Consider the following 20841-nt stretch of genomic DNA (forward strand, 5'->3'; position numbering starts at 1 on the left):
ATGCCTCCGCAGGATGATTCGTACCTCTCACCATGCCCCGTAGTTCGGCGGCCCTCACGCGGGGGAAGCATCCCGGCATGAGGATCAGGGGGGTAGCCGCCGCGGGCACCGTCTTCGCCGTCTTCGCCGTCTTCGCCGCCCTCGCCGTGCTCGTCGGCTGCACGGCGCAGCCTCCCGGCGCCGACGGCAAGCACCGCTCCCCGGTGCACATCACGCTGCCGTCCCGTTCGGCTCCCGCACCGGACGGTTCGGCTCCCGCCCCGGCCCGGACGGGCGGGGCCTCGGCCGCGACGCCGGCCACGGCCCCGGTCACGACGCCGGCCGCCGCGCCCCGGGTCCTGTGGTCGCGCGGGGACAGCGGCTCGGGCGTACGCGAACTGCAGGCCCGGCTGCGCCAGGTCGCCTGGCTGGCCGACGGCCCGACGGGGACGTACGACGATCTCACCGAGCGGGCCGTCCGGGGCTTCCAGGGCAAGCGCGGGCTGCCCAGGACGGGCCGGACGGACACCGTCACCTGGCAGCGGCTGCTCGCCATGACGCACCGGCCCGGGAAGTGGGAGCTGTACCTGATGGGCGGTCAGCCGGCCGCCGCGCCCGACCCGCGCTGTCTGACCGGCCGGGTCCTGTGCGTCAGCAAGACCAGCCGGACGCTGCGCTGGATGATCGACGGCCGGACCGTCTCGACGATGTCCGTGCGCTTCGGCACCCGGTACTCCCCCACCCGCGAGGGCGTCTTCCACGTCTACTGGAAGTCCCGGCACCACGTGTCGACCCTGTACGACTCCCCGATGCCGTACGCGATGTTCTTCAGCGGCGGACAAGCGGTGCACTACTCGTACGACTTCGCGGCGCGGGGGTACGCGGGCGGTTCGCACGGGTGCGTCAACGTGCGGGACGAGGCGGCGATCGCGGCACTGTTCGCGCGGGTGCGGACGGGCGACAAGGTCGTCGTCTACTGGTGACGCGGGGCAAGCGCCGGGGGGGGGCGAAGGCTGGTGACTTTGGGGCGCGGGCGGGACCGGGGGAACGTGTCCCGCCCGCGCCAGGTGCACGAGCCGTAGGTACGGGGGGAACCCCGGCTCAGTGCGACGGCCGATGACCAGTCGGCTCACTCAGTACTGCGTCGCCGGCTCCAGAAACGTCACACCCTGCGCGGAGAAATTTTCGCGAGTTACGAAACCGCAGGTCAGAGTGGGTGCGGGTGGGTCAGTGCGCGCGCGGCGCGGGCGCGGGACCGGGACCAGGACCGGGACCAGGCTTGGACGGGGCCGGGGCCGGGGCGGATGCGGCGACGCCGGTACGACCGTGACCGCCACCGGCACCGTGGCCGCCACTGACGTGACCGCCGGCCGAGTGACCGCCGCCGAGGTGGCCGCCGTCCGAATGACCGCCCTTGGAGTGGCCACCACCGGAATGTCCGCCACCCGAGTGGCCATGGCCCGAATGACCGCGCCCCCCGCCTGAGTGACCCTCGTCGTCACCGCCCTGGCCGGCGTCGTCGCCGCCCTTGCCGCCGCCGTGCCCCTTGTCCTTGCCGGAACCACCCGAGTCACCGGAGTCGCCGGCGCCACCGGTGCCCTTGGAGCCGGCGGAGCTGTCGGAGAGGCCGGACAGGAGGGTCCTGCAGTACTGGTTCACGCGCGAGGAGCCGCCCGCCTGGCCCTCCAGGACACGCCGGCGGTCGGCGCCCGGGTCCTTGCCGTCCCGGACATCCCGGCACGTCTTGGCGATGCCGCTCCACCAGGTGCCGTCGGACGTGGCGGGGTGATGGGCGCCGGGCGCTCCGCTCTTGCCGCCGTCCGGTCCGCCGGCCTCGTCGGAACCGTCCGAACCGTCCGAACCGGGGCCGGCGGTCGGACCGCCGCCGGACGTTCCCGTGCCGGACGTGTCCTGCGGGAAGGGCGAGGTGAGGGGGTGGTCCGGGGTCGGTCCGGAGGTGACGGAGGCGGCGGGGTGGGGCTTGTCGTGGAAGGGGGTCGGCAGCACGCCGGTCTGGGCGGCCATCGCGACGCCGCCGAGCGTGCCGACGGCGAGTGCGGCGGCGAGGGCCAGCCGTGCCGGCCGGGCCCAGCCGGGGCGTCCGCCGCGGGCCCGGGTTCCGGCCCGGCCCGGGATTCCGCTACGGGCCGGGGAGCCGATGCGGACCAGGCCGGCGTCGGCCCCGCGCGCGGGCAGGCCGAAGCGGCGGCCGGCGCCGTCCACGCCGGCCCCGGCTGCGGTCCGCTCGGCGTCGGCGGCCTCCCGGGCCTTGCGGAACGCGGCCAGCGCACCCTGCTCACCGGGGAGTTCGGCGGTCGCCGGAGCGGCCCCGACGGAGAGCGCGCCGAGCGCCTCGGCGAGCCGTTTTACCTGGTCAGGGGCAGAGGCGTCGACGGCTTCCAGCGACTCACCGCTCAGCAGACCTTCCGCCGTCTCACGGTTGAGCCACTTGTCCTGCTCGTCGGCCATCACATGTCCTTCTGCGTCCGCGCGCGCGTATGCGTCACAGTGGCGGACGTCACCGCGCCACCGCGCGGTTCTCGCTGCGGGGGGAGCGCGTCGAGGGCGCCCGCGGATTCCGGATCGTCGCCGAGCAGCTCGGCCAGCCGTTTCAGACCGCGGTGCGCGGCGGTGCGTACGGCGCCGGCGCGCTTGCCGAGGGTCTCGGCGGCGGTCTTGGCGTCGAGGCCGACGACCACGCGCAGGACGACCGCTTCGGCCTGGTCCTGCGGGAGGCGTGCGATGAGGGAGAGGGTGTGGCCGGTGGTCAGGGCCTCCAGGGCCTCACCGGCGGTGTCGGAATCGGCGGCCCGGCCGGTCAGCTCGGTCTCGTCGCCGCCGATGGCGGGGCGGCGGCCGCGCATCCGGATGTGGTCCAGCGCACGGTTGCGGGCTATCCGGGCGGCCCAGCCGCGGAACCGGTCGGCGTCGCCGCTGAACCGGTCGAGGTCCCTGGCTATCTGCAGCCACGCCTCGGACGCCACGTCCTCGGCGTCGTGATCGCCGACGAGTGTCCGTACGTACCCGAGCAGCCGTGGGTGCACCGCACGGTACACAGTCCGGAACGCGGTCTCGTCACCGTCCTGTGCCGATCGCACCGCGGCGGTCAGCTCCGCGTCGTCCCCCAGCACCTGACTCCCTAACGCCTGTCTTCTGGTCGGCGCGAAAGGCACGTTACGGCGTGAAACCTCTCTTCGTCCATGTCTGTAGAAGATGCAACTAACTCGTGACGCGTTCGGTTGCGGACTGGGTGTGACAGAAACAGCACTCACGGCGCTGAAGGAAGTACGGGCCGCCGCGCGGCCCGTGCCGCGCGACGACCGGGGCCTCTCCTGTGGGGGGTGGCGGCCCCGGTCGTTGCCATGGCGAGCGGTGTCCGACCGCGCGGGCGGCGGGCGATCGACCGCGCCGTTACGGCCGTCACTTCCCGGCGTCGCCCTGCCCCGGCTCGACGGCCTTGCCTCCGCCTCCCGTACCGCCTGCCGCACTGTGGGCGCTGCCGCTGCCCTTGGTGCCGCTGCTCGGCTTAACGCCCGTGTCGTTCCTGCCGGAGTCCCGGGCCGCGGTGTCGTCGGCGGCGAGTTGGGCGGTGCAGTAGGCGGCGACCTTGTTCGTGCCGCCCGCGGCGGTGACGAGGCGCTGCCAGGCCGTGGCGTCCAGGGCCTTGCCGTGGCGCGTGACCCGGCCCTGCCGGTAGGCGCGGCAGTGCGCCGCGGTGTCCTGGGCGGTGACGGGGTGCCCGGGACGTGCGGGGGCGGCTCCGGTCGGGGACGGCGTGTCGGGGCGGGATTCGCCGTCGGCACGCTGGGCGTCCGGCTGTCGGGTGGTCCCGGCCGACGGGCGGGAGCGCTGCCGGGCGCCGTCGCCACCGGCGTGGGACGCGCCCGGTCCGCCCGAGCCGATGGCCGCGACGGCGACTCCGCCCAGGGCGAGGCCGGCGACGAGGACGGAGAGCGTGGCCCGCACCCAGAGCCTCAGGCGGCGCGGCTCGCGGGGCCGCCAGTCGTCCCGGCGCCGGGTACGCGCCCGGTGGGTGCCGGTGTCCCGGGCCGCGCGGAAGGCGGCCAGGGTCCGCTCCTCGGCGGCGGGGTCGAGGTCGGCCGGGCCGGCGTCCGCACGCAGCAGGGCGGCGAGCCGTGCCTCCAAGGGGGTGGTCTCCGCTTCCGCCGGGCCGGTGCCGGCTGGGTGCAGGTGCCGGCGGCCGGACAGCAGGCCGTCGCTCTGTCGCTCACCCATGTCGTTCCCGCTTCCTCGTGGATCCGTCGCTCGCGGACCCATACGGCCGCCACGGCCGTCGCCGTTCACCTCGACTCCCCCAGCGTCCGGGGACCGTCATCCGTCACACCCTCGGCGACGCCCAGCCGCCGGGCGAGGCGCTTGAGCCCGCGGTGCGCGGCGGTGCGCACCGCGCCGGGCCGCTTGCCCAGGACGCGGGCGGCACCGGGGCCGTCGAGGCCCACGACCACCCGGAGCAGCACCGCCTCGGCCTGGTCCCGGGGCAGGTCCCGGATCAGGGCCAGGGCGCGCTCGGTGGACAGCGACTCCAGCGCCTGGTCGTGGGTGCTGTGCGGGGCGGGCAGGTCGAGTACGTCCTGTTCGAGGGTGGACGGGGTGGGCCGTACCCGGCGCCGGCGCAGATGGTCCAGGGCCCGGTGCCGGGCGATGGTCGCGGTCCAGCCCCGGAAGCCGGCCCCGTCGCCGCGGAACCGGCCTAGGTCCCGGGCGATCTCCAGCCAGGCGTCGGAGGCCACGTCCTCGGCGTCGTCCCCGACCAGGCCGCTCAGGTAGCCGAGGAGCCCCGGCTGCACGATCCGGTAGGCCACGGCGAAGGCGCTCTCGTCGCCGTCCTGGGCCCGCGCGACGGCGGCACCCAGCTCCCCGTCCCGCGCCTGCCCGCGACGGGGCTGCCCTCCCTGGCCCAAGAACCGTCCTCGTCCGCACCGAACGCGCGCCATGCCCGCACGCGCACCGAATCAGCACGCGGAACACCTCAGCCGTGTCCCGCGCCCCCAGCTTGATCAGCGCCGGACCGCACAGAAGTGTCACAGCTCAGCAGCCCCGGCCGGGCCGCGAACGCGTCCGCCTCTGCCTCCGCCCGCGGATCGCTGCCGTCTCCGCGCCTCGCCTTCAGCCCGCCGGGGACGTACGGCCTTTCGGGCGCTCGCGCGTCCGCGTGCCCAGGACGCCGTCGAGGATGCCGTCGAGGGCGCCACAGGTCGCGACCGTGACGGACAAGAAGGCGGCCGCGGCCGGGAGGAGCGTGGCCTCGTAGTAAGTGGCCGGGGTGAGGCGGACGACCGCGTACGCCGCCGCCGTTCCGGCCAGGGCGGCGCAGGCGAGACGGGCGGCGAGGGTGCGCAGCAGAGGTCCGCGGCGGTGGCCGGCCGGGGCCTTCAAGGTGTCCCGTACGGCGTACGCGCCCGCCGCCGTCGCCGGCACGATCCCCGCGACGGCGGCGAGCAGCGGGGTGCCGAACAGGACGCCGTAGCGCACTGCGAGCGCCGGCAGAAGGAACAGGGTCAGCCAGTGGCGCAGAGCCAGGTGCAGGAAACCGACGGCGAGCCGCGGGCGGGGCTCGGCGAGGCGTACGGCGATCAGGCGGGCCGCGGCCAGTACCGTCCCCGCGCCCAGCGCGAGCGGGAGGCGCTCACCGAGCCGGCCCAGGCTGTAGAGCAGCGCGGTGTCGTACACGACCAGGACGAGGACGCCCAGCGCGCCGAGGGACACGAGGAACGTCAGCAGCCCCGGTACGGAGGCGGGGGTACGGCCCCTGCCGCGGTCCCGGGCCGCCAGGCGCGCGAGGAACAGGGGTGTGAGGACAGCGGAGACGGTACGGACGGCCAGGTCGTCGACCGTGTACGGGTTGCGCAGGTCCCATTCGACCAGGCAGAACACGGCCGTGTACGACGCCGACGCCAGCGGTAGCAGCGGGGAGCGAGCGAGCCGCCGGTACAGGCCGGCGTCCAGCCAGCGCACGACGGTCGTGAACGCCAGCAGGACGAAGGGGAGTTCGAGGAAGGCCTGGACGCGGAGGACGGTCGGGGCGAGTGTCCACGGGGCGGGGAAGTCCCGTGCGAGCGAGCGCAGCACGGGGTCGCGCGTCGCCAACTCGAACCAGCCGCCGGGCAGATAGCGCGCGATGAAGGACGGGTCACCGTCGTGCACGCGCAGCACGTACACGGTGAACAGCACTTGGTTGACGTAGATCAGGGCGGTGACCACGGCCAGTGGCGGGAGGGGGGTCAGCGTCCGGCGGGGGCTGTCCTCCGGGCCGTCGGCATCGGGGGGCCGGGCGGCCGCGAGCCGTGGGGCGAGCGCGAGCGCCGCCGCCACCGACACGAGCACCAGGGCATTCACGAGCGTCCGCACGCCCATCAGTGGTCCGGGAGTTGAGCGGTGCCGTCGGACGTCAGGATCTCGCGGGCCTGGTTCGCCGCGCGGGCGATGCTCTCGGACACGAAGTCCAGGAAGCGGGCGGTGTTTTCCAGGCGGGCGCCGGCCGGGGTGCCGGGGCCGAGGATGCCGACGCCCTGCCGCGCGGTCTCGGCGACCAGGGCGGTGGAGCGGGCACTGGCCATCATCGCCTGGTACATGACCTCGCTGTCGACGACGTACCGCTCGCGGCGGCGTTCGTCGCGCTCCCGGCGGACGAGGTCCTGGCCCTCCAGGAACGCGATGGCCTTGGACACGGACGCCGGGCTGACCTGAAGGCGCTGGACGAGTTCGGACGCGGTGAGGCTGCCCGTGTCGCTGATGGTGAGCGCGGCCATCACCCGGGCCATCATCTGGGGCGTCCCCGACTGCATGAAGACGGTGGTGAGGGTCTCCTCGTACGCGCGCACGGCCTCGGGGTCGCGGCCGTGGGCCTGCGGGGCCGCCTCCGTGCTCCGGGGCGCGGCCTGCCTGCGGCGGTGGGCGCGCTGCCCGGTGGCGCGGTGGGCGAGGTCGGCGCGGTAGGCGGTGGGGCCGCCGTTGCGCATGACCTCGCGGGTGACCGTCGAGGTCGGACGGTCCAGGCGTCGGGCGATCTCGGCGTAGGCGAGGCCGTCTGCCAGTCCCAGCGCGATCTGCCGGCGTTCCTGCTGGGTGAGTCTGCCGCCCGGCATCACGGCCTCCTTCGTGGTGTGCGAGGCCTCGACCATAGCGTTCACATCCATTCCATTGCAACGACCCCAATCCTGACGTTGCGTTAGCCGTCAGCGCCATTGCAACAAATAGCAGGCTTTGAGCTGCAGTTATCCACATCGCATGCAACAAGCCTGTTGCCGAGACCATGAACGCAACGTAGCGTTTCCAATGTCGGAAACACCGAGCAGCACGACGGACCATCAGGAGAACACCATGCCGAAGTTCGACACCCCCGCCCCCGTCTCCGTCGTCCTCTCCCTCGACGCCGGCCGCGTCCAGCTCATCGCCGCCGACCGCGCCGACACCACGGTCGAGGTACTCCCCGCGAACGCCTCGAAGGGCCGGGACGTGAAGGCGGCCGAGGAGATCGCGGTCACCTTCGAGGACGGCGTCCTGCGGATCACCGCTCCGGAGGCGAAGAAGAACCAGCTGTTCGGTCCCTCCGGATCCGTCGAGGTCACCGTCCAGTTGCCCGCCGGCTCCCACGTCGAGGGCAGCGCGGCCGCCGCCGAACTGCGCGGTGTGGGCCGGCTCGGCGACGTCACCTTCGACGGCGCCTACCGGCACATCAAGGTCGACGAGGCCGCGAGCCTCCGCCTCACCGCCGTCGACGGCGACGTCGAGGTCGGCCGGCTGGCCGGCTCGGCGGAGATCAGCACCGCACGGGGCGACATCAGCGTCGCCGAGGCCGGGGCCGGCACGGTCGTCCTGACCACCCAGTCCGGCGACATCTCGGTCACCGCCGCCCACGGGGTCTCCGCGTCCCTGGACGCCGGCACCTCCTACGGCCGTGTCAGCAACGCCCTCAAGAGCGACGGCACCGCCGCACTCGACATCCGCGCCACCACGTCGCACGGCGACATCACCGCCCGAAGCCTGTGACCCACCTCCACCACACCGGAACCAAGGGGCAACTCCCATGACCGACCCGGCCATCGCGGCCCGCGGGCTGCGCAAGTCCTACGGCGACAAGGTCGTGCTCGACGGCATCGACCTGACCGTCCCGGAAGGCACGATCTTCTCCCTGCTCGGCCCGAACGGCGCCGGCAAGACGACCGTCGTCAAGATCCTCTCCACCCTCATCGGCGCCGACGCGGGGGTGATCCGCGTCGGCGGCCACGACCTGGCCGCCGACCCCCGGGCGGTCCGCGCCGCGATCGGCGTCACCGGGCAGTTCTCCGCCGTCGACGGCCTGATCACCGGCGAGGAGAACATGCTCCTCATGGCGGACCTGCACCACCTCTCCCGGCGGGAGGGCCGGCGGGTCGCCGCCGAACTGCTGGAACGGTTCGACCTGGTGGACGCGGCGCGGAAGCCCGCCTCCACCTACTCCGGCGGCATGAAGCGCCGCCTCGACATCGCCATGACGCTGGTCGGCAGCCCGCGCGTCATCTTCCTCGACGAGCCGACCACCGGCCTCGACCCGCGCTCCCGGCACACCATGTGGCAGATCATCCGCGAGCTGGTCACCGGCGGCGTCACCGTCTTCCTCACCACCCAGTACCTGGAGGAGGCCGACGAACTCGCCGACCGCATCGCGGTGTTGCACGACGGCCGGATCGCCGCCGAGGGCAGCGCCGAGGAACTGAAGCGGCTGGTCCCCGGCGGACACGTGCGCCTCCGCTTCACCGACCCGGCGGCGTACCGCGGCGCCGCCACCGCGCTCCGCTCGGCCTCCCCGGACGACACGTCCCTGACCCTCCGGGTCCCCAGCGACGGCAGCCAGCGCGATCTGCGCGCGGTCCTCGACTCGCTCGACTCGGCCGGCGTCGAGGCCGCCGAACTCACCGTGCACACCCCGGACCTGGACGACGTGTTCTTCGCCCTGACCAGCACCGCCACCGTGCCGCCCCAACCCAAGGAGACCGTCCGATGAGCGCCCTCTCCCTCGCCGTACGCGACTCGACGACCATGCTGCGCCGCAACCTCCTGCACGCCCGGCGCTACCCGTCCCTCACCCTGAACCTGCTGCTCACGCCGATCATGCTGTTGCTGCTGTTCGTCTACGTCTTCGGCGACACCATGAGCGCGGGCATCGGCGGCGGTCACCCGGACCGCTCCGCCTACACCGCCTACATCGTGCCCGGCCTGCTGCTGATGACCATCGGCAGCACGGTGATCGGCACCGCGGTCTCCGTGTCCAACGACATGACCGAGGGCATCATCGCCCGCTTCCGCACGATGGCGATCCACCGGGGCTCCGTGATCGTCGGTCATGTCATCGGCAGCGTGCTGCAGTCGGTCGCGAGCGTGGTCCTGGTCGGCGCCGTCGCCGTGGCCATCGGCTTCCGCTCCCACGGCGCCACCGCCCTGGAGTGGCTGGCGGCCTTCGGCCTGCTCGTCCTGTTCGCGACGGCGCTCACCTGGATCGCCGTCGGCATGGGCCTGGTCAGCCCCAACGCCGAGGCCGCCGGCAACAACGCGATGCCCCTGATCCTGCTGCCGCTCCTGTCCAGCGCCTTCGTCCCCCTGCACGCACTCCCCGGCTGGTTCCGGCCCGTCGCCGAGTACCAGCCCTTCACCCCGGCCATCGAGACCCTCCGCGGCCTCCTCCTCGGCACCCCGATCGGCCACAACGGCTGGCTCGCCCTCGCCTGGTGCCTGGCCCTGACGGTCCTGGGCTACGTCTGGTCGACGGCGAGGTTCGACAAGGACCCGGAGTAACCACCGCGAACCGCCCACAAGGAGAACTACGCTGCGTAGACTGCCCGTTACCGATACGTTCACGGAGGAGCAGGATGCCGCCGAGACGGGTGATCACAGGACGCAGCCAGGAGCCTCGCCGGCGGTTCGCGGAGGAACTCCGCCTGCTCCGCCTCGAACGGGGCGTGAGGATGCGCGGCTTGACGAAGGCGGTCGGCTGGGACCCGGTGGCGACAACGCGTGCGAAAGGCGATCGGGCCGTGTTCGCGGGCGCAGGGATCGACGGATGCCTGTATCGCTGGGACGCGAGGAGGGGCGAGCCGGAGGGTACGCCGTGGGAGTGCCACAACGGCTACATCATGACCCGCACCAGCCTTGTGCTGCCGGGATGGCACACCGCTGCTGGCCACCGGCGGCGAGGACGGAACGGTGCGTCGATGGCATGCCGAGAGCGGGGAACCCGAGGGCAACAGGGTGGGTTCGATCGCACGCACCACCAGTGAAAGCGCCGCCGCTTGACGAGCGGAGGAGGATCGCACAGTGACCGACGACGATCTGTTCGAGGCTGTCCGCGCTCGCGTGCGGGCGGGAAGGCCACCGACCACGACTCGACGCTGCCGACACCCGCACCGGCGTCACGCGACATGGTCGAGGCGGTGGAACGCGCTATCGGCTTCCGGCTGCCACCACTGGTCCGCCGGATCTACCTGGAGATCGCCGACGGCGGCGTAGGCCCGTTCTCCGGCTTCTCGCCCCTGGACGACGACGGGTGGCGGATGCCCGGTCCCCCGCCGGACATGGACGAGGCCGAACTCGCCCAGTACCCAGCTGACCCGCCGCCCGGCGTCGTCTTCTTCTGCGACTTCGGCTGCGCGAGGTGGGCGCTGCTCGACTGCCGTCACCCCGAGGGACAGATGTGGTGGTGGCAGGAGGGCGACCGTCACAAACTGGATCTGACGTTCCCACAGTGGGAAACTCCTTGCCCCCACGACTCACGCGTCCGGTCCCAATCGACCGACGTGTCGCTCTCGGCCGTCGGAGTGACAGGTGCCGTCACCCGGCCGAGTCCCGGGCATGGCGATCCCCTCTCCGTGTCCTCCGCGCCCGGCCGTGGAGCAGAAGCCAGAAGGTCTGCAGTGACTCCTCCGGTGTGCCCGCGGCGAAGCGGTTGAGGACCTTGCCGAGGGGGTTCCACACCCGGCCGTCCGGCATCCGGACCCCGACGGGCTGCCCGAAGTAGGCTCGCTGGTCGGCGTCGAACTCCAGCCACACCGCGCCCGCCCGGCGCACCAGCACCTCACCGACGTACGACCCGAGCCCGAACAGCGTCTCCCGCGCCCGCTCCCGGTCCGCCCCGCCCTTGCGCAACCCGTCCACCAGGAAGTCCACGACCCGCAGGCTCCGCTCGGAGTAGTCCAGCGGCAGCCGGTTGCGGGCGGTGACGCGCGCGACGAAATCGGCGGCGTACGACGACATGCCGGCCGCACACGGCACCCACGTACCCACTTTCCCCATGACCCCGTTTCCTTCCCTCGGCGGAGAGGGAAGGCGGAATCCCTTCCCCCGCTTCACCAAGCGGAAGCAAAGCCGGGTTCATCACGGGGTAGGGGTGTGGCGATCGCCATACAGGCACATCACAGCGGACGTACAACCTTCAGGGCACTCACGCGTCCGCGCGTGGAGAACGCAGCAGCCCTTGACCGTAACGGCCGGGGAGGCGGCCGACTGATCGGCCGAGCCCAGTCGCGGTCTACCGCAGGCCGTCGACGAACGCCTGCCAGGCCGGCGCCCCGACGGTCACCACGGGACCGGACGGGTTCTTGCTGTCACGCACCGGGACGGCACCGGCCGGGCAGCCGTCGGCGACCTGGACGCAGTCACCACCATTGCTGCCGCTGTACGAGGACGTGCGCCAGGCCGCACCGCCGGTGACGGTGCACTCGACGCAGTCGCCACCGGTGCTGCCGCTGTAGCTGGACTTACGCCACTGTGCGTTGCTCGGGCTGGGAGCGGTCTCCATAGCGTTCCTCCATCACGCGGGCGATCAGCGCCGCCGACTCCTCCACGGAGAGGGCCGCGGCCTGGAGCCGAGCGTAACGGAGTGCGGCGTCCCTGACCGTCTCGGGGTTGGCCGTCATATGGCCGGAGATCAGGTCCTCGGTGTAGATGATGTCCGGGTCGTCGTCGAAGCGCAGCGCGTTGAACGAACCATCCAGGCTGGTGTGTTCGCCGGCCGCGTTCGGCAGCACCTGGATGTTCATCCACCGGTGGCCGGTGAACTCCAACAGGCGGGCGAGTTGGCGGCGCATGACCTCCCGGCCGCCGATCGGCCGGAGCAGCACGGCCTCGTCCAGCACTGCCCAGGCCAGCGGCGGCTGTTCGCGCTCCAGGATCCGCTGGCGCTCCATGCGGGCCGCCACGAGGCTGTCCAGGTCGTCCGGGATGCCGGTGGCGAGCACTGCCCGCGCATACTCCTCCGTCTGCAGCAGCCCGTACACCAGCTGGGCCTGGTAGGTGGAGATGTACGTGGCCTTGGCCTCCATCTCCGCGTACGGCTGGAACCAGGTGGGGAGTTGGCTGCGCAGGACCAGGCCGACGAGGCGGGTGAAGAGGCCGTCCGTGCCGAGGGCGGCGTCGACACGCTCGGAGAAGTCGCGGGTGGGGACCTTCTTCGTGGTCTCGATCTGGCCGATCAGGGAGCCCGTGCAGAAGATGATCTCACCGAGCTGGCCCTGTTTCAGGCCGTGGGCCTCCCGGTGGCGGCGCAGCTCGTAGCCGTAGTAGTCGAGGGGGGAAGCGGTGGGGTCGAGGTTATGGACGTTGGCCACGGTGGCACCTCCGGCCTTCCAGCCTGCAACGCCTGACGGCGTTCGTTTCGTTGCGTAGCCGAGCGTATGCACCGCGTCGCACTGTGTGGGCATGAATCACGTAACTGGCCCACTGACGGGGGATGTTCGCTCGCGCTACCGCGCCGAGTTCGCGCTCGGCGGGCACTCGGTCCGGCACCTGCGGCGCATCCTGGGGCTGTACCTGCGGCACTGGGACCTGGAGGAGCTGGCAGACCGGGCCGAACTCGCGCTGGCCGAGCTGCTGACCAACGTCGTCCGGCACGTTCCCGGCCGGCGCTGCCGCGTCTGCTTCCTGTTCCTGCCCGGCGCGGTGCGCGTGGAGGTCTCCGACCGCTGCCCGCGACTCCCCCTCCCTGGCGACGGGGACCTTCTGTCGGACGGTGGACGAGGCCTGCTGCTCGTCGAGGCGGTCACCGACCGATGGGGCGTGGCACCGCACCCGGCCGGAGACGGCAAGACCGTCTGGTTCGAATGCGTGGTCAAGGCTGGTTCTTTGAGCCCCGTGAGAGCACCCACTGAGTAAACTCATTCACCAGGGCATCCTCCGACACGAGTCTCAAGCCCACACCGCTTTGACCACGGCATGGCCTGCTGAAGCCGCGCGTCGATAGAACCCCTGGAGGTCCTGGTGAATGTCCAGGAACTCCTGCCTGACCGCCGCCTCTTCCCCGGCCCAGCCGCTGAGCTTGGCACCGGCGATGTTCCAAAGCTCATCGAAAGAGACAGCCGCGAGGAAGGCCGCGGCCTGCGACACCCCAGGCGGCTCCAGAATCATCAGGGGAGGGTTGGAGGGGTCGGCGTCGGCGCTGTGTGCCACGGGGCGGCCGCCGTAAATCGGCAGCGTCCAGGGCTTGTCGACATCTGCCTCTAGAACCTCGGCTGCGGCATAGAGGTCATTGACGGAGCTGAAGACCTTCTCGATCGAGTCGGCGATACCTGCCGCGTACTCGTCGGGGTGGTTGTCCCAAGCCTCGGACATGAAGGCCGCAAGCCAGGTGTGGTCGTCCCGGAACTCGGACTCCGCGACGGTGCGAAGGTGCAGGTGGATGCTCACCGCGACGAGACCTCCATTTCGGTGGCCCGCTGTCGGGCCGAACGGACACATTCACTCGATGGAACTGACGGGGGGAGCGGGACGGCCCGTCTTGGGAAACAGAGCCCGGCGGGGCCGCACGGCATCCATGCAGCGCATGGAATTACTTTCACCGAGCGGCCCCGCCTACTCCTTGCGGGGGCCGGCCGAACGGACGCACCCGGTACGGCCGGCCATGATCAGGCGATCAAAGCGTACGCCTCTTTGAACATCGCTCCGGCCGCCGCGAAACTCGGCACGTCATCCGCAACACCGAGACCGCCGGTGCCCACATCCTCGGCCACCGTGCCGACTGCAAGCGTGGTGGCCGAGAGACCAAGGCCCACGCCTCCCAGGATGTCGAGGAAGGAATGCCCTCCGCTCTCATTCCCAGTGCGCTTTTATTCGTCTCCGTCAGTGTCGTACGCGATCACGCCCGGAGAGATCTGTGACGGCCAGATCTTGACCATTTCGTTCGGCTTTGCATAGTTCGGAACCACTCCCGGCGGGAAGTCGAATCCGACCTTCGCTACGCGCTTGTCACCGGATGCCTTGAGCTGTTCCTGTAGATACTTGACCTTGTTCTCAACTTCCTTCTTTCCCTTCCGCTCCGCGTCTCCGCCGGCATGCTTGGCGTCCCAGACGTAGACCGCGTCGTCGGTCCAGTACAGGAGGTCGGCATAACCGACTCCCTTCCCTGGCTTTTTGGACGAACCTCCGGCGATTGTGTTGCGGTCGTCCCGGGGGCCACCGGAGGCGCTCAGGTCCATGCTCACCGAGCCGCCGCCCATCGGCTGGAACGCGGCCAGGTACGTCGCAACGAACATGATCGCGGTGTCGTGTCCACCATCGTATTGATCGAAGTGGCACGACCCGCAGAAGTCGTTCGGGTTGAACAGCTGCGCCACTGTGTCACCACAGGAGAGACACGTCCCGCCACTGCCACCGCCGCCGCCGCCGCCGTCCAGCATGCGCCCGTCGAGTTCGACGAGGCTCGTCGGGTTGCCACCGCCGAACGCGTACCGGTTGCGTGGCCCGCCACCCCCGGTCGCGGCGCCGGGATCTTCCTGCACGTCAACGGCAGCGGCGCCACGGCGGGGTGCGTCTCGGTGCCCCGGGCCACCATGGGCCGGATCATGGGCTGGATCACGCCGTCCGCACACCCCCGGATCGCCATCGGCTGACGTTCGCCGCCAAACCTCCGCGGAACGTGATCCACACCACTCAACAGTCTCCACCAGTGATGTTTCGGAGGCGCGTCCCGCTGGATGGGTCAGGGGCACTCCTGTGGGGGGTGCGCTGCCGTGACCTTTTTGTTCCTTGAGTTTCTTCCTGTGGGGTGGGTGCGTCTTGAGTCGTCGTACGTCGCACGCGTACAGACCGCTGAGTCTCAAACGCCGAGCGTGGCTGACGCTCGGCGCGGTGGTCCTCGGGGGTGGGGGGATCGTGGGCTACGCCCTGGCCAGCCCGTCCGCGGACCACGGTGCCGGCGGCCGGGCCAAGCGGCCGGTGAAGGTGTACGCCCTCACCCTGAAGGGCACCGGCAACGCCAAGCGGGCGCTGGCGCAGACGGGTACGCAGGAATTCTCGCTGCTGGGCGTGTCCTGGACCGGGGCCACGAAGAAGCTGCACGGCACGGCGCAGGTGCGGACCCGCAGCAGCGAGAGCGGCGAGTGGAGCGCCTGGCGGGACCTGGAGCTGGGCGTCGATCCGGCCCAGCACATCACGTCCCGGATGCGCGGCGCCTCCGAGCCGCTGTGGGTCGGTCCGTCCAACGGCGTCCAGGTCCAGGTGGTGGCCGCGGACGGCACCACGACCGCCGGGCTGCCCAAGGGACTTGAGGTCAACCTCGTCGACCCGGGTGTGGTGACCAAGGCGGAGACCCGGTCCACCGGCAGCTTGCTGGAGCCCGCCGGGTACGTCGCCGACGGCACGGCCTCACCGGCGGCCACGGAGTCGGCCCCGGCCCCGACCGCCTCGCCCGCGGACTCCGCTTCGGCTTCCGCTTCGGTCACGGACAGCGCGTCCCCGGCCGACTCGGCCTCGCCCGCCGCGAGCGACTCGGCCTCCGCGACCGCCTCCGCCTCCCCGTCCCCCAGCGAGACCAAGCCGACCGCGCCGCCCTCCACCGTCACCGAGCCGCCCGTCATCACGCGGGCACAGTGGGGCGCGGACGAGTCGAAGGTGGACGACCCGCCGTCGTACATCGACAGGATCCAGGCCGTGTTCGTGCACCACACGGCCGGCTCCAACAGCTACAGCTGCGCCCAGTCGGCCTCGCTGGTGCGCGGCATCATGGCGTACCACATCGACGTCAACGGCTGGAACGACCTCGGCTACAACTTCCTCGTCGACAAGTGCGGCCAGATCTTCGAGGGCCGTGCGGGCGGCATCGACCTGCCGGTGCTGGGCGCCCACACCTTCGGCTTCAACAGCTACTCCACCGGCATCGCCGTCCTCGGCGACTTCCAGGGCGACGCGAGCAAGGGCATCCCTGCGGGCCGGCCGACGCGGGCCATGCTGGAGTCGGTCGCCCGGCTCGCGGCCTGGAAGCTGGGCCAGTACGGCGGCGACCCGACCGGCAAGGTCACGCTGACCTCCATGGAGAACACGGGCGTCTGGACGAAGGGCCAGCAGGCCACGCTCAACGTCATCTCCGGGCACCGCGACGCCTTCTCCACCGAGTGCCCCGGCGCCAACCTGTACGCGAAGCTGGGTGAGATCCGCCGGTTCGCGGCGAGCGCCGGCGCCAACTCCGCCGTACCGACCGACGACTTCAACCGGGACGGCGTCAACGACCTGGTGGCGGGCGTGCCGCGGGCGTCCGGCGGCGCCGGCAGTGTCGTCGTCGTACCGGGTGGCACCGACGGCCCGGTCGGCGGCTCGAAGATCACCCTGACGCAGAACAGCCCGGGTGTGCCCGGCGGTTCGGAGTCCGGCGACGGTTTCGGTACCGCGACCGCCTGGGGTGACGTGAACGGCGACGGCTACGCCGACCTCGCGATCGGCTCGCCCGGCGAGGACGACTCCCACACCGACCGCGGTTCCGTCACCGTGATGTACGGCCCCGGCCTGGCCTCCGGCTACTCGTTCAGCACCAGCGGGGTCACCGCCACGGGCGCCAAGCTCGGCTCGGCGGTCACCGTCGGGGACTTCGACGCCGACGGCAAGGCCGACGTGTTCACCGCGGGCACCGGCAACGGCGGCTCCTGGAACGCCCGCCTGACCGGCGGCGCCACCCAGTACGGCACCCTGACCTCCGCCACCGGTTCGGTCGCCTACGTCGACGCCGCCACCGGCGACTTCAACCGCGACGGGTACGCCGACGTCGCCCTGAACTACCGCGACCAGTCCGGCATCGGCCGCGTCACCTGGTTCAAGGGCACCAAGGACGGCCTGGTCAAGGTCAGCGTCCTGTCCGTCAAGGGCGGCCGCTCGATCGCCGTCGGCGACGTGAACGGCAACGGCTACGACGACCTGGTCATCGGCCAGCCGTACACCGCCGAGTCCGGCGCCCACGCGGGCGGCCAGGTGACGGTGGTCCCGGGCACGGCGACCGGGTTCACCACGACCGGCATGCGCACCGTCCACCAGGACACCAGCGGGGTCCCCGGCAGCGCGGAGGCCGGGGACGCGATGGGCGCGTCCGTCTCCGCCGGCGACTTCAACGACGACGGTTACGCCGACGTCCTCGCCGGTGTGCCGGACGAGGACGTCAGCCGCAGCGGCGTCAACGAGTCCAACGCGGGCATGGTCGTGCTCCTCAAGGGCACCTCGTCGGGCCTGACCGGCTCCGGCGCGCAGGCGATCAGCCAGGACACGTCCGGTGTCGCCGGGTCGACCGAGAAGAACGACCTGTTCGGTTCCTCGGTGGTCCTGCGGGACCTGTCCGGCTGGGGCCTGGCCGACCTCGCGGTCGGCGGCGAGGGCGAGAACGCCTACGACGGCACGGTCCTCCAGTTCGACACCGGCGCGTCCGGCGTCGACACCGGGAGCGGTGTCTACTACAGCCGCGGCACCCTGGGCACCCCGGCGGGCGCCCACCTGGGCCAGACGCTGACACCGTGACACCCCGCCGGCCGGGACCCCGCGGGTTCCGGCCGGCGTGCGCTCAGTGGGCGGCCGTCGCGTCCCTGCACAGCAGCCGCAGGGAGCCGTGGCCGCCGAAGCAGCGCCGGGCCTCGTCGATGGGGTCCCACATGCGGCCGTCGGGGGTGCGGATCCAGTGCTCACCGCCGGTCGCCCACCACTCGGCGCCGGTCTGGCGGGCGACGACCTCCCCGGCGTAGGCGCCCAGGCCGCGCAGCACGGTCTCGACCGCCGCGTACGGCGGGCCCTCGCGCCGTATCTCCTCTATCAACCGGTCGACCCGCCACAGGCTCTGCGCCGAGTAGTCGAGCCGTACCCGCGCGCCCTCGCGCATCGTCGCCACCGCGTCCGCCGCCCACCGCACGGGCTTGGCGGCGGCGTGCGGCCTGGTCTCCTGGGTCACGTGTGCTGTCACGTACTGGGCTGTCACATAGGAGAAAGCGGTCCGGCCGCGCCATCCGTCACGCCGATCGGCCCGGTTCCGGCAACCGGCGCAACACCGCCCCACGTCCACCGCACGACTGCCACAGGACTTCCCCCGCCGGGCGGGTTTACGACGCTCCGGTCAGCAGACGCTCCGGTCTGCAGAGGTCAGCCCCGGCCGCGTGCGCGGCGGGAGACCACCGCGCGCAGGACCCGGCGGCCCTCGACCGACGCCTCCAGGGCGCCGCGCAGGCCGGACGCGCCGTGTTCGGCCAGGAGGTCGAGGACGGCGATCTGGCGGCGCAGTTCGGCGGCGACCAGCGGGGACACGCCGTCGGTGCCGCCCGTGCCGCGGGCCTCCAGGCCGTCGGTCCCCTCCGTGGCGGGGTCGAGGATCCGGTGGAGGCGGAGGGCGTCGACCGAGCAGGTGTCGGCCCAGGCGCGTACGGCGTCGGCGGTGCGGTCGGCGGGGGCGGCGTCGAGCATGCCGCGGGCGAGGGTGGCGGCTTCCGCCTCGGCGGAGCCGTTCGGGTCCCCTGGGTTCTCCGGTGCGGTGAGGGCGCCGCGCGCCTTGTCCAGGTGCTGGGACCAGTCGGAGTTGTCGGCGAGGGCCGCCCAGAGGGGGCGCAGGGCCTCGTCGTCGCCGCCCAGCAGCGGTACGCACCGGTCCAAACAAGCCAGTCCGCTGGCGGCGAGGGCTTGCTCGTCTGCCTGTGCGAGTCGTTCCACTAGGGTCATGCCGGTCCGCCTCCCCGGGGCTCTCCCGTAGCGGAGCCCACACTTCCCCTTACTGCGTGCGGGGTGCTCCGCGTGTCACAGAGCGGCTCAGGGGTGTCGCGTACCTGTGATTCGCCGAGTGCGGACGCGTTGTGGTTGCTCGCGCCGTTCCCCGCGCCCCTTTGGGGCGCGTCAGCCTAGCTTGGCTGAAAGTTGACGGAAAGACGTCCAAGACAACTGGGGTGTGCGCGGATCCCAGAGTTTTTGGATCGTGGCTCGTAGGGGGAGGTGGATGCCGTTGGCCACCTGGGATTCTGTCTGGGCGTTGGGGTAGTCGCACCAGACCGCGAAGGAGCCGCCGAGGATCTGGCTGTCGTAGCGGGCCGGGACGGCCGTCGTGCCGCGGATGACCCTCGGGGTCCACTGTTCGTAGATGCGCTGCCCGGTGGGGTAGACGAAGGTCTGGGGCTGGCCGAGGACGTAGTAGAGGAACTCGTCGTTGTAGTTGATGACCTTGCGGCCCGCGCCGAGGTACTCCACCGGCTGCCGGGCGCCGATCTCCTTGCCGGTCCAGTAGGCGACCTGGAGGTCCTTGGCGGCCTGCACGGACGTGCCGCGGAAGAAGCCGTCGTTCCACGCCCGCATGGTCTTGTGGTGGGCGCGCACGGTGGCCGCGCGGTCGCCCAGCCAGCCGGTGGTGAGGTCGGTGACGGTGCCGCCGGGACCGTACTTCTGCCGGGCGGCCGCCGCGAGCTGCGGATACGACGCCTGCGGATTGGACACCGTCAGGGCCTGGTACTCGTCGCCGCCGAGGTGCCACTGGCCGCCGGTGAAGAGGCCGGCGTACTCGTTCAGCAGGTCGTCGACGATCTTCGCGGCGCCGGGCTTGGAGATGTCGACGGCGCCGCGCGTGGCGACGCCGTTCACGTTGCGCAGCTGGAGGTCGGGGTGGGCGGCGATGACGGCGCCGAGGTGTCCGGGCGAGTCGATCTCGGGCACGACCGTGATGTGCCGGCTCGCCGCGAGGGCGACGATGTCCTTGACCTGTGCCTTGGTCAGGTGGTCCCGGGAGACGATCTCGGGGTGGCTGCTGGACTCGATGCGGAAGCCCTGGTCGTCGGAGAAGTGCAGCCCCAGCTCGTTGTACTTCAGGTCGCCCAGCTCGCGGATCCGGTCCTCGATCCAGCCCGCGGAGTACGGCTTGCGCGCGATGTCCAGCATGAACCCGCGCACCGGCTTCGCCGGCTCGTCGCGTACGACGCCCTCCGGGGCCGTACCGCCGCCGTGGACCTCCTGCTTCAGGGTGCGGGTGCCGTAGAAGACGCCCGCGTCGGCGGGGCCGCTGATGTCGACGCGTCCGCCCCGGACGGTCATGGTGTACGACTCCGGGTTCCCGCTCCCCTTGAGCGCGAGCCGTACGTCCCCGGACCGCGTGTCGCTCTTCTGCCCGGCGTAGGTCAGCCCCAGCTCACCGGCGATCAGCCGGCCCTCGTCGGCCAGCCTGCCGTCGGTCACGACCACCCGGTCCGCCCGCCGGGGCTGCCAGCCGGGCCCGTGCTCGGCGGTGTGGGAGCGCACGGCGGGGATCGTGCGCGGCGCCTGGGAGAGCGGGTACGACCGGGTCGGCGAGGGAGTCGGCGAGGCCGACTTCCCGCCCGTGCCCGAGGAGGCCGTCGCCCCGCCGGACGACGACGGCGCCGCCCCCACGGAGCCACCGCCCCCGCCGTCCGCCGAGGCCCACACGCCGACGCCCACACCGAGCGCGACCGTCCCGACGAACGCCACGGCCACGACAGCCTGCTTCCGCCCCACCTGCTGCACCGCGACCCGGCGCTTGTGCTGGCTCACTCCGCCAACGTACGACCGATCGCGCCCCCTGTGGTCATCGAGGCGTTCCGAAACTCTCCCGTCCGGGTGAATTTCGGCTATCGGTCGGACACG

General features: G+C 72.0%; 23 protein-coding genes and 3 pseudogenes. 8 read left to right on the forward strand and 18 right to left on the reverse strand.

Annotated elements, in window-relative coordinates:
* The first annotated feature begins 77 nt into the window (after nucleotides 1–77).
* Nucleotides 78–962, forward strand: coding sequence for a L,D-transpeptidase family protein (locus DBP14_RS11915; protein WP_129307214.1), 885 nt, complete (start codon nucleotides 78–80; stop codon nucleotides 960–962).
* 244 nt (nucleotides 963–1206) lie between these two features.
* Here the strand turns inward: DBP14_RS11915 and DBP14_RS11920 are convergent, their stop codons facing one another.
* The 8 genes and pseudogenes from DBP14_RS11920 to DBP14_RS37425 form a co-directional block, all read right to left on the reverse strand.
* Nucleotides 1207–2448 carry a hypothetical protein gene (locus tag DBP14_RS11920; RefSeq protein ID WP_129307215.1) on the reverse strand — a complete coding sequence of 414 codons (1242 nt, stop codon included), beginning with the start codon at nucleotides 2446–2448 and terminating at the stop codon, nucleotides 1207–1209.
* Nucleotides 2448–3110 carry an RNA polymerase sigma factor gene (locus tag DBP14_RS11925; RefSeq protein WP_129307216.1) on the reverse strand — a complete coding sequence of 221 codons (663 nt, stop codon included), beginning with the start codon at nucleotides 3108–3110 and terminating at the stop codon, nucleotides 2448–2450. Before DBP14_RS11925 ends, DBP14_RS11920 begins: the two co-directional genes overlap by 1 nt.
* A gap of 289 nt (nucleotides 3111–3399) precedes the next feature.
* A complete protein-coding gene (locus DBP14_RS11930) occupies nucleotides 3400–4215 on the reverse strand; it encodes a hypothetical protein (protein ID WP_129307217.1) in 816 nt (271 codons plus the stop codon).
* 65 nt (nucleotides 4216–4280) lie between these two features.
* Complete coding sequence (locus DBP14_RS11935) at nucleotides 4281–4901, reverse strand: RNA polymerase sigma factor (protein WP_164992310.1); 621 nt, start codon at nucleotides 4899–4901, stop codon at nucleotides 4281–4283.
* Nucleotides 4902–5106: 205 nt separating this feature from the next.
* The gene (locus DBP14_RS11940; RefSeq protein WP_129307219.1) at nucleotides 5107–6348 is read right to left on the reverse strand and encodes a hypothetical protein; all 1242 of its coding nucleotides are present in this window, start codon (nucleotides 6346–6348) and stop codon (nucleotides 5107–5109) included.
* Nucleotides 6349–6353: 5 nt separating this feature from the next.
* Nucleotides 6354–6785: a MarR family transcriptional regulator gene (locus DBP14_RS36805; protein ID WP_347239683.1), complete on the reverse strand. Its 432-nt coding sequence runs from the start codon at nucleotides 6783–6785 to the stop codon at nucleotides 6354–6356.
* Between the two features lie 102 nt (nucleotides 6786–6887).
* A pseudogene (locus DBP14_RS36810) lies at nucleotides 6888–7007 on the reverse strand (MarR family transcriptional regulator); the annotation flags it as partial.
* A 3-nt stretch (nucleotides 7008–7010) separates the two neighbouring features.
* A pseudogene (locus DBP14_RS37425) lies at nucleotides 7011–7136 on the reverse strand (hypothetical protein); the annotation flags it as partial.
* A 184-nt stretch (nucleotides 7137–7320) separates the two neighbouring features.
* On the opposite strand from DBP14_RS37425, the gene DBP14_RS11950 reads away from it, so the two are divergent.
* From DBP14_RS11950 to DBP14_RS36815, 4 genes and pseudogenes are all read left to right on the forward strand, one after another.
* Nucleotides 7321–7989, forward strand: coding sequence for a DUF4097 family beta strand repeat-containing protein (locus tag DBP14_RS11950; protein WP_129307220.1), 669 nt, complete (start codon nucleotides 7321–7323; stop codon nucleotides 7987–7989).
* 37 nt (nucleotides 7990–8026) lie between these two features.
* Nucleotides 8027–8983, forward strand: coding sequence for an ATP-binding cassette domain-containing protein (locus tag DBP14_RS11955; RefSeq protein ID WP_129307221.1), 957 nt, complete (start codon nucleotides 8027–8029; stop codon nucleotides 8981–8983).
* Nucleotides 8980–9771 carry an ABC transporter permease gene (locus DBP14_RS11960; protein WP_129307222.1) on the forward strand — a complete coding sequence of 264 codons (792 nt, stop codon included), beginning with the start codon at nucleotides 8980–8982 and terminating at the stop codon, nucleotides 9769–9771. The genes DBP14_RS11955 and DBP14_RS11960 overlap by 4 nt, the downstream gene beginning before the upstream one ends.
* A 74-nt stretch (nucleotides 9772–9845) precedes the next feature.
* Nucleotides 9846–9974 (forward strand): annotated as a pseudogene (locus tag DBP14_RS36815) (XRE family transcriptional regulator); the annotation flags it as partial.
* Nucleotides 9975–10385: 411 nt separating this feature from the next.
* Here DBP14_RS36815 and DBP14_RS36820 read toward each other — a convergent pair.
* The 4 genes from DBP14_RS36820 to DBP14_RS11985 form a co-directional block, all read right to left on the reverse strand.
* On the reverse strand, nucleotides 10386–10694 hold the full coding sequence (locus DBP14_RS36820; RefSeq protein WP_241740876.1) for a hypothetical protein: 309 nt from the start codon (nucleotides 10692–10694) through the stop codon (nucleotides 10386–10388).
* A 109-nt stretch (nucleotides 10695–10803) separates the two neighbouring features.
* Nucleotides 10804–11265: a hypothetical protein gene (locus tag DBP14_RS11975; protein ID WP_129307224.1), complete on the reverse strand. Its 462-nt coding sequence runs from the start codon at nucleotides 11263–11265 to the stop codon at nucleotides 10804–10806.
* A 235-nt stretch (nucleotides 11266–11500) separates the two neighbouring features.
* Nucleotides 11501–11770 carry a DUF397 domain-containing protein gene (locus DBP14_RS11980; protein ID WP_129307225.1) on the reverse strand — a complete coding sequence of 90 codons (270 nt, stop codon included), beginning with the start codon at nucleotides 11768–11770 and terminating at the stop codon, nucleotides 11501–11503.
* Nucleotides 11730–12578, reverse strand: a complete 849-nt coding sequence (locus tag DBP14_RS11985) for a helix-turn-helix transcriptional regulator (protein WP_129307226.1) — start codon at nucleotides 12576–12578, stop codon at nucleotides 11730–11732. The genes DBP14_RS11980 and DBP14_RS11985 overlap by 41 nt, the downstream gene beginning before the upstream one ends.
* A gap of 91 nt (nucleotides 12579–12669) precedes the next feature.
* On the opposite strand from DBP14_RS11985, the gene DBP14_RS11990 reads away from it, so the two are divergent.
* The gene (locus tag DBP14_RS11990) at nucleotides 12670–13122 is read left to right on the forward strand and encodes an ATP-binding protein (protein WP_129307227.1); all 453 of its coding nucleotides are present in this window, start codon (nucleotides 12670–12672) and stop codon (nucleotides 13120–13122) included.
* Between the two features lie 33 nt (nucleotides 13123–13155).
* Here DBP14_RS11990 and DBP14_RS11995 read toward each other — a convergent pair whose 3' ends face one another.
* The 3 genes from DBP14_RS11995 to DBP14_RS12000 form a co-directional block, all read right to left on the reverse strand.
* On the reverse strand, nucleotides 13156–13653 hold the full coding sequence (locus DBP14_RS11995; protein ID WP_129307228.1) for a DUF1877 family protein: 498 nt from the start codon (nucleotides 13651–13653) through the stop codon (nucleotides 13156–13158).
* Between the two features lie 218 nt (nucleotides 13654–13871).
* Nucleotides 13872–14018, reverse strand: a complete 147-nt coding sequence (locus tag DBP14_RS36000) for a hypothetical protein (RefSeq protein ID WP_164992312.1) — start codon at nucleotides 14016–14018, stop codon at nucleotides 13872–13874.
* Nucleotides 14019–14072: 54 nt separating this feature from the next.
* Nucleotides 14073–14498 (reverse strand): hypothetical protein, encoded by a 426-nt coding sequence (locus DBP14_RS12000; RefSeq protein ID WP_129307229.1) that lies wholly within the window; start codon nucleotides 14496–14498, stop codon nucleotides 14073–14075.
* Nucleotides 14499–14510: 12 nt separating this feature from the next.
* On the opposite strand from DBP14_RS12000, the gene DBP14_RS12005 reads away from it, so the two are divergent.
* Together DBP14_RS12005 and DBP14_RS12010 are read left to right on the forward strand one after the other, a co-directional pair.
* Nucleotides 14511–14855 (forward strand): hypothetical protein, encoded by a 345-nt coding sequence (locus DBP14_RS12005; protein ID WP_129307230.1) that lies wholly within the window; start codon nucleotides 14511–14513, stop codon nucleotides 14853–14855.
* A gap of 166 nt (nucleotides 14856–15021) precedes the next feature.
* A complete protein-coding gene (locus tag DBP14_RS12010; protein ID WP_129307231.1) occupies nucleotides 15022–17739 on the forward strand; it encodes an FG-GAP-like repeat-containing protein in 2718 nt (905 codons plus the stop codon).
* Nucleotides 17740–17782: 43 nt separating this feature from the next.
* On the opposite strand, the gene DBP14_RS12015 is transcribed toward DBP14_RS12010, so the two are convergent.
* The 3 genes from DBP14_RS12015 to DBP14_RS12025 form a co-directional block, all read right to left on the reverse strand.
* The gene (locus DBP14_RS12015) at nucleotides 17783–18124 is read right to left on the reverse strand and encodes a hypothetical protein (RefSeq protein WP_164992512.1); all 342 of its coding nucleotides are present in this window, start codon (nucleotides 18122–18124) and stop codon (nucleotides 17783–17785) included.
* A gap of 227 nt (nucleotides 18125–18351) precedes the next feature.
* Nucleotides 18352–18921 (reverse strand): hypothetical protein, encoded by a 570-nt coding sequence (locus DBP14_RS12020; RefSeq protein ID WP_129307233.1) that lies wholly within the window; start codon nucleotides 18919–18921, stop codon nucleotides 18352–18354.
* A gap of 171 nt (nucleotides 18922–19092) precedes the next feature.
* Nucleotides 19093–20748, reverse strand: coding sequence for a glycoside hydrolase family 20 protein (locus tag DBP14_RS12025; protein ID WP_241740878.1), 1656 nt, complete (start codon nucleotides 20746–20748; stop codon nucleotides 19093–19095).
* Between the last annotated feature and the right edge of the window lie 93 nt (nucleotides 20749–20841).

Origin of the sequence: Streptomyces sp. L2 (genome assembly GCF_004124325.1) — a bacterium.
In the GTDB taxonomy this organism is placed as follows: domain Bacteria; phylum Actinomycetota; class Actinomycetes; order Streptomycetales; family Streptomycetaceae; genus Streptomyces.

Excerpts from the sequence above, each read along its gene's own strand:
- DBP14_RS11915 (WP_129307214.1), top strand. The coding sequence starts at position 78 with ATGAGGATCAGGGGGGTAGCCGCCGCGGGCACCGTCTTCGCCGTCTTC.
- DBP14_RS11920 (WP_129307215.1), bottom strand. The coding sequence starts at position 2,448 with ATGGCCGACGAGCAGGACAAGTGGCTCAACCGTGAGACGGCGGAAGGT.
- DBP14_RS11930 (WP_129307217.1), bottom strand. The coding sequence starts at position 4,215 with ATGGGTGAGCGACAGAGCGACGGCCTGCTGTCCGGCCGCCGGCACCTG.
- DBP14_RS36805 (WP_347239683.1), bottom strand. The coding sequence starts at position 6,785 with ATGCAGTCGGGGACGCCCCAGATGATGGCCCGGGTGATGGCCGCGCTC.
- DBP14_RS11950 (WP_129307220.1), top strand. The coding sequence starts at position 7,321 with ATGCCGAAGTTCGACACCCCCGCCCCCGTCTCCGTCGTCCTCTCCCTC.
- DBP14_RS11955 (WP_129307221.1), top strand. The coding sequence starts at position 8,027 with ATGACCGACCCGGCCATCGCGGCCCGCGGGCTGCGCAAGTCCTACGGC.
- DBP14_RS11960 (WP_129307222.1), top strand. The coding sequence starts at position 8,980 with ATGAGCGCCCTCTCCCTCGCCGTACGCGACTCGACGACCATGCTGCGC.
- DBP14_RS11975 (WP_129307224.1), bottom strand. The coding sequence starts at position 11,265 with ATGGGGAAAGTGGGTACGTGGGTGCCGTGTGCGGCCGGCATGTCGTCG.
- DBP14_RS11980 (WP_129307225.1), bottom strand. The coding sequence starts at position 11,770 with ATGGAGACCGCTCCCAGCCCGAGCAACGCACAGTGGCGTAAGTCCAGC.
- DBP14_RS11990 (WP_129307227.1), top strand. The coding sequence starts at position 12,670 with ATGAATCACGTAACTGGCCCACTGACGGGGGATGTTCGCTCGCGCTAC.
- DBP14_RS12000 (WP_129307229.1), bottom strand. The coding sequence starts at position 14,498 with ATGTTCGTTGCGACGTACCTGGCCGCGTTCCAGCCGATGGGCGGCGGC.
- DBP14_RS12020 (WP_129307233.1), bottom strand. The coding sequence starts at position 18,921 with ATGACCCTAGTGGAACGACTCGCACAGGCAGACGAGCAAGCCCTCGCC.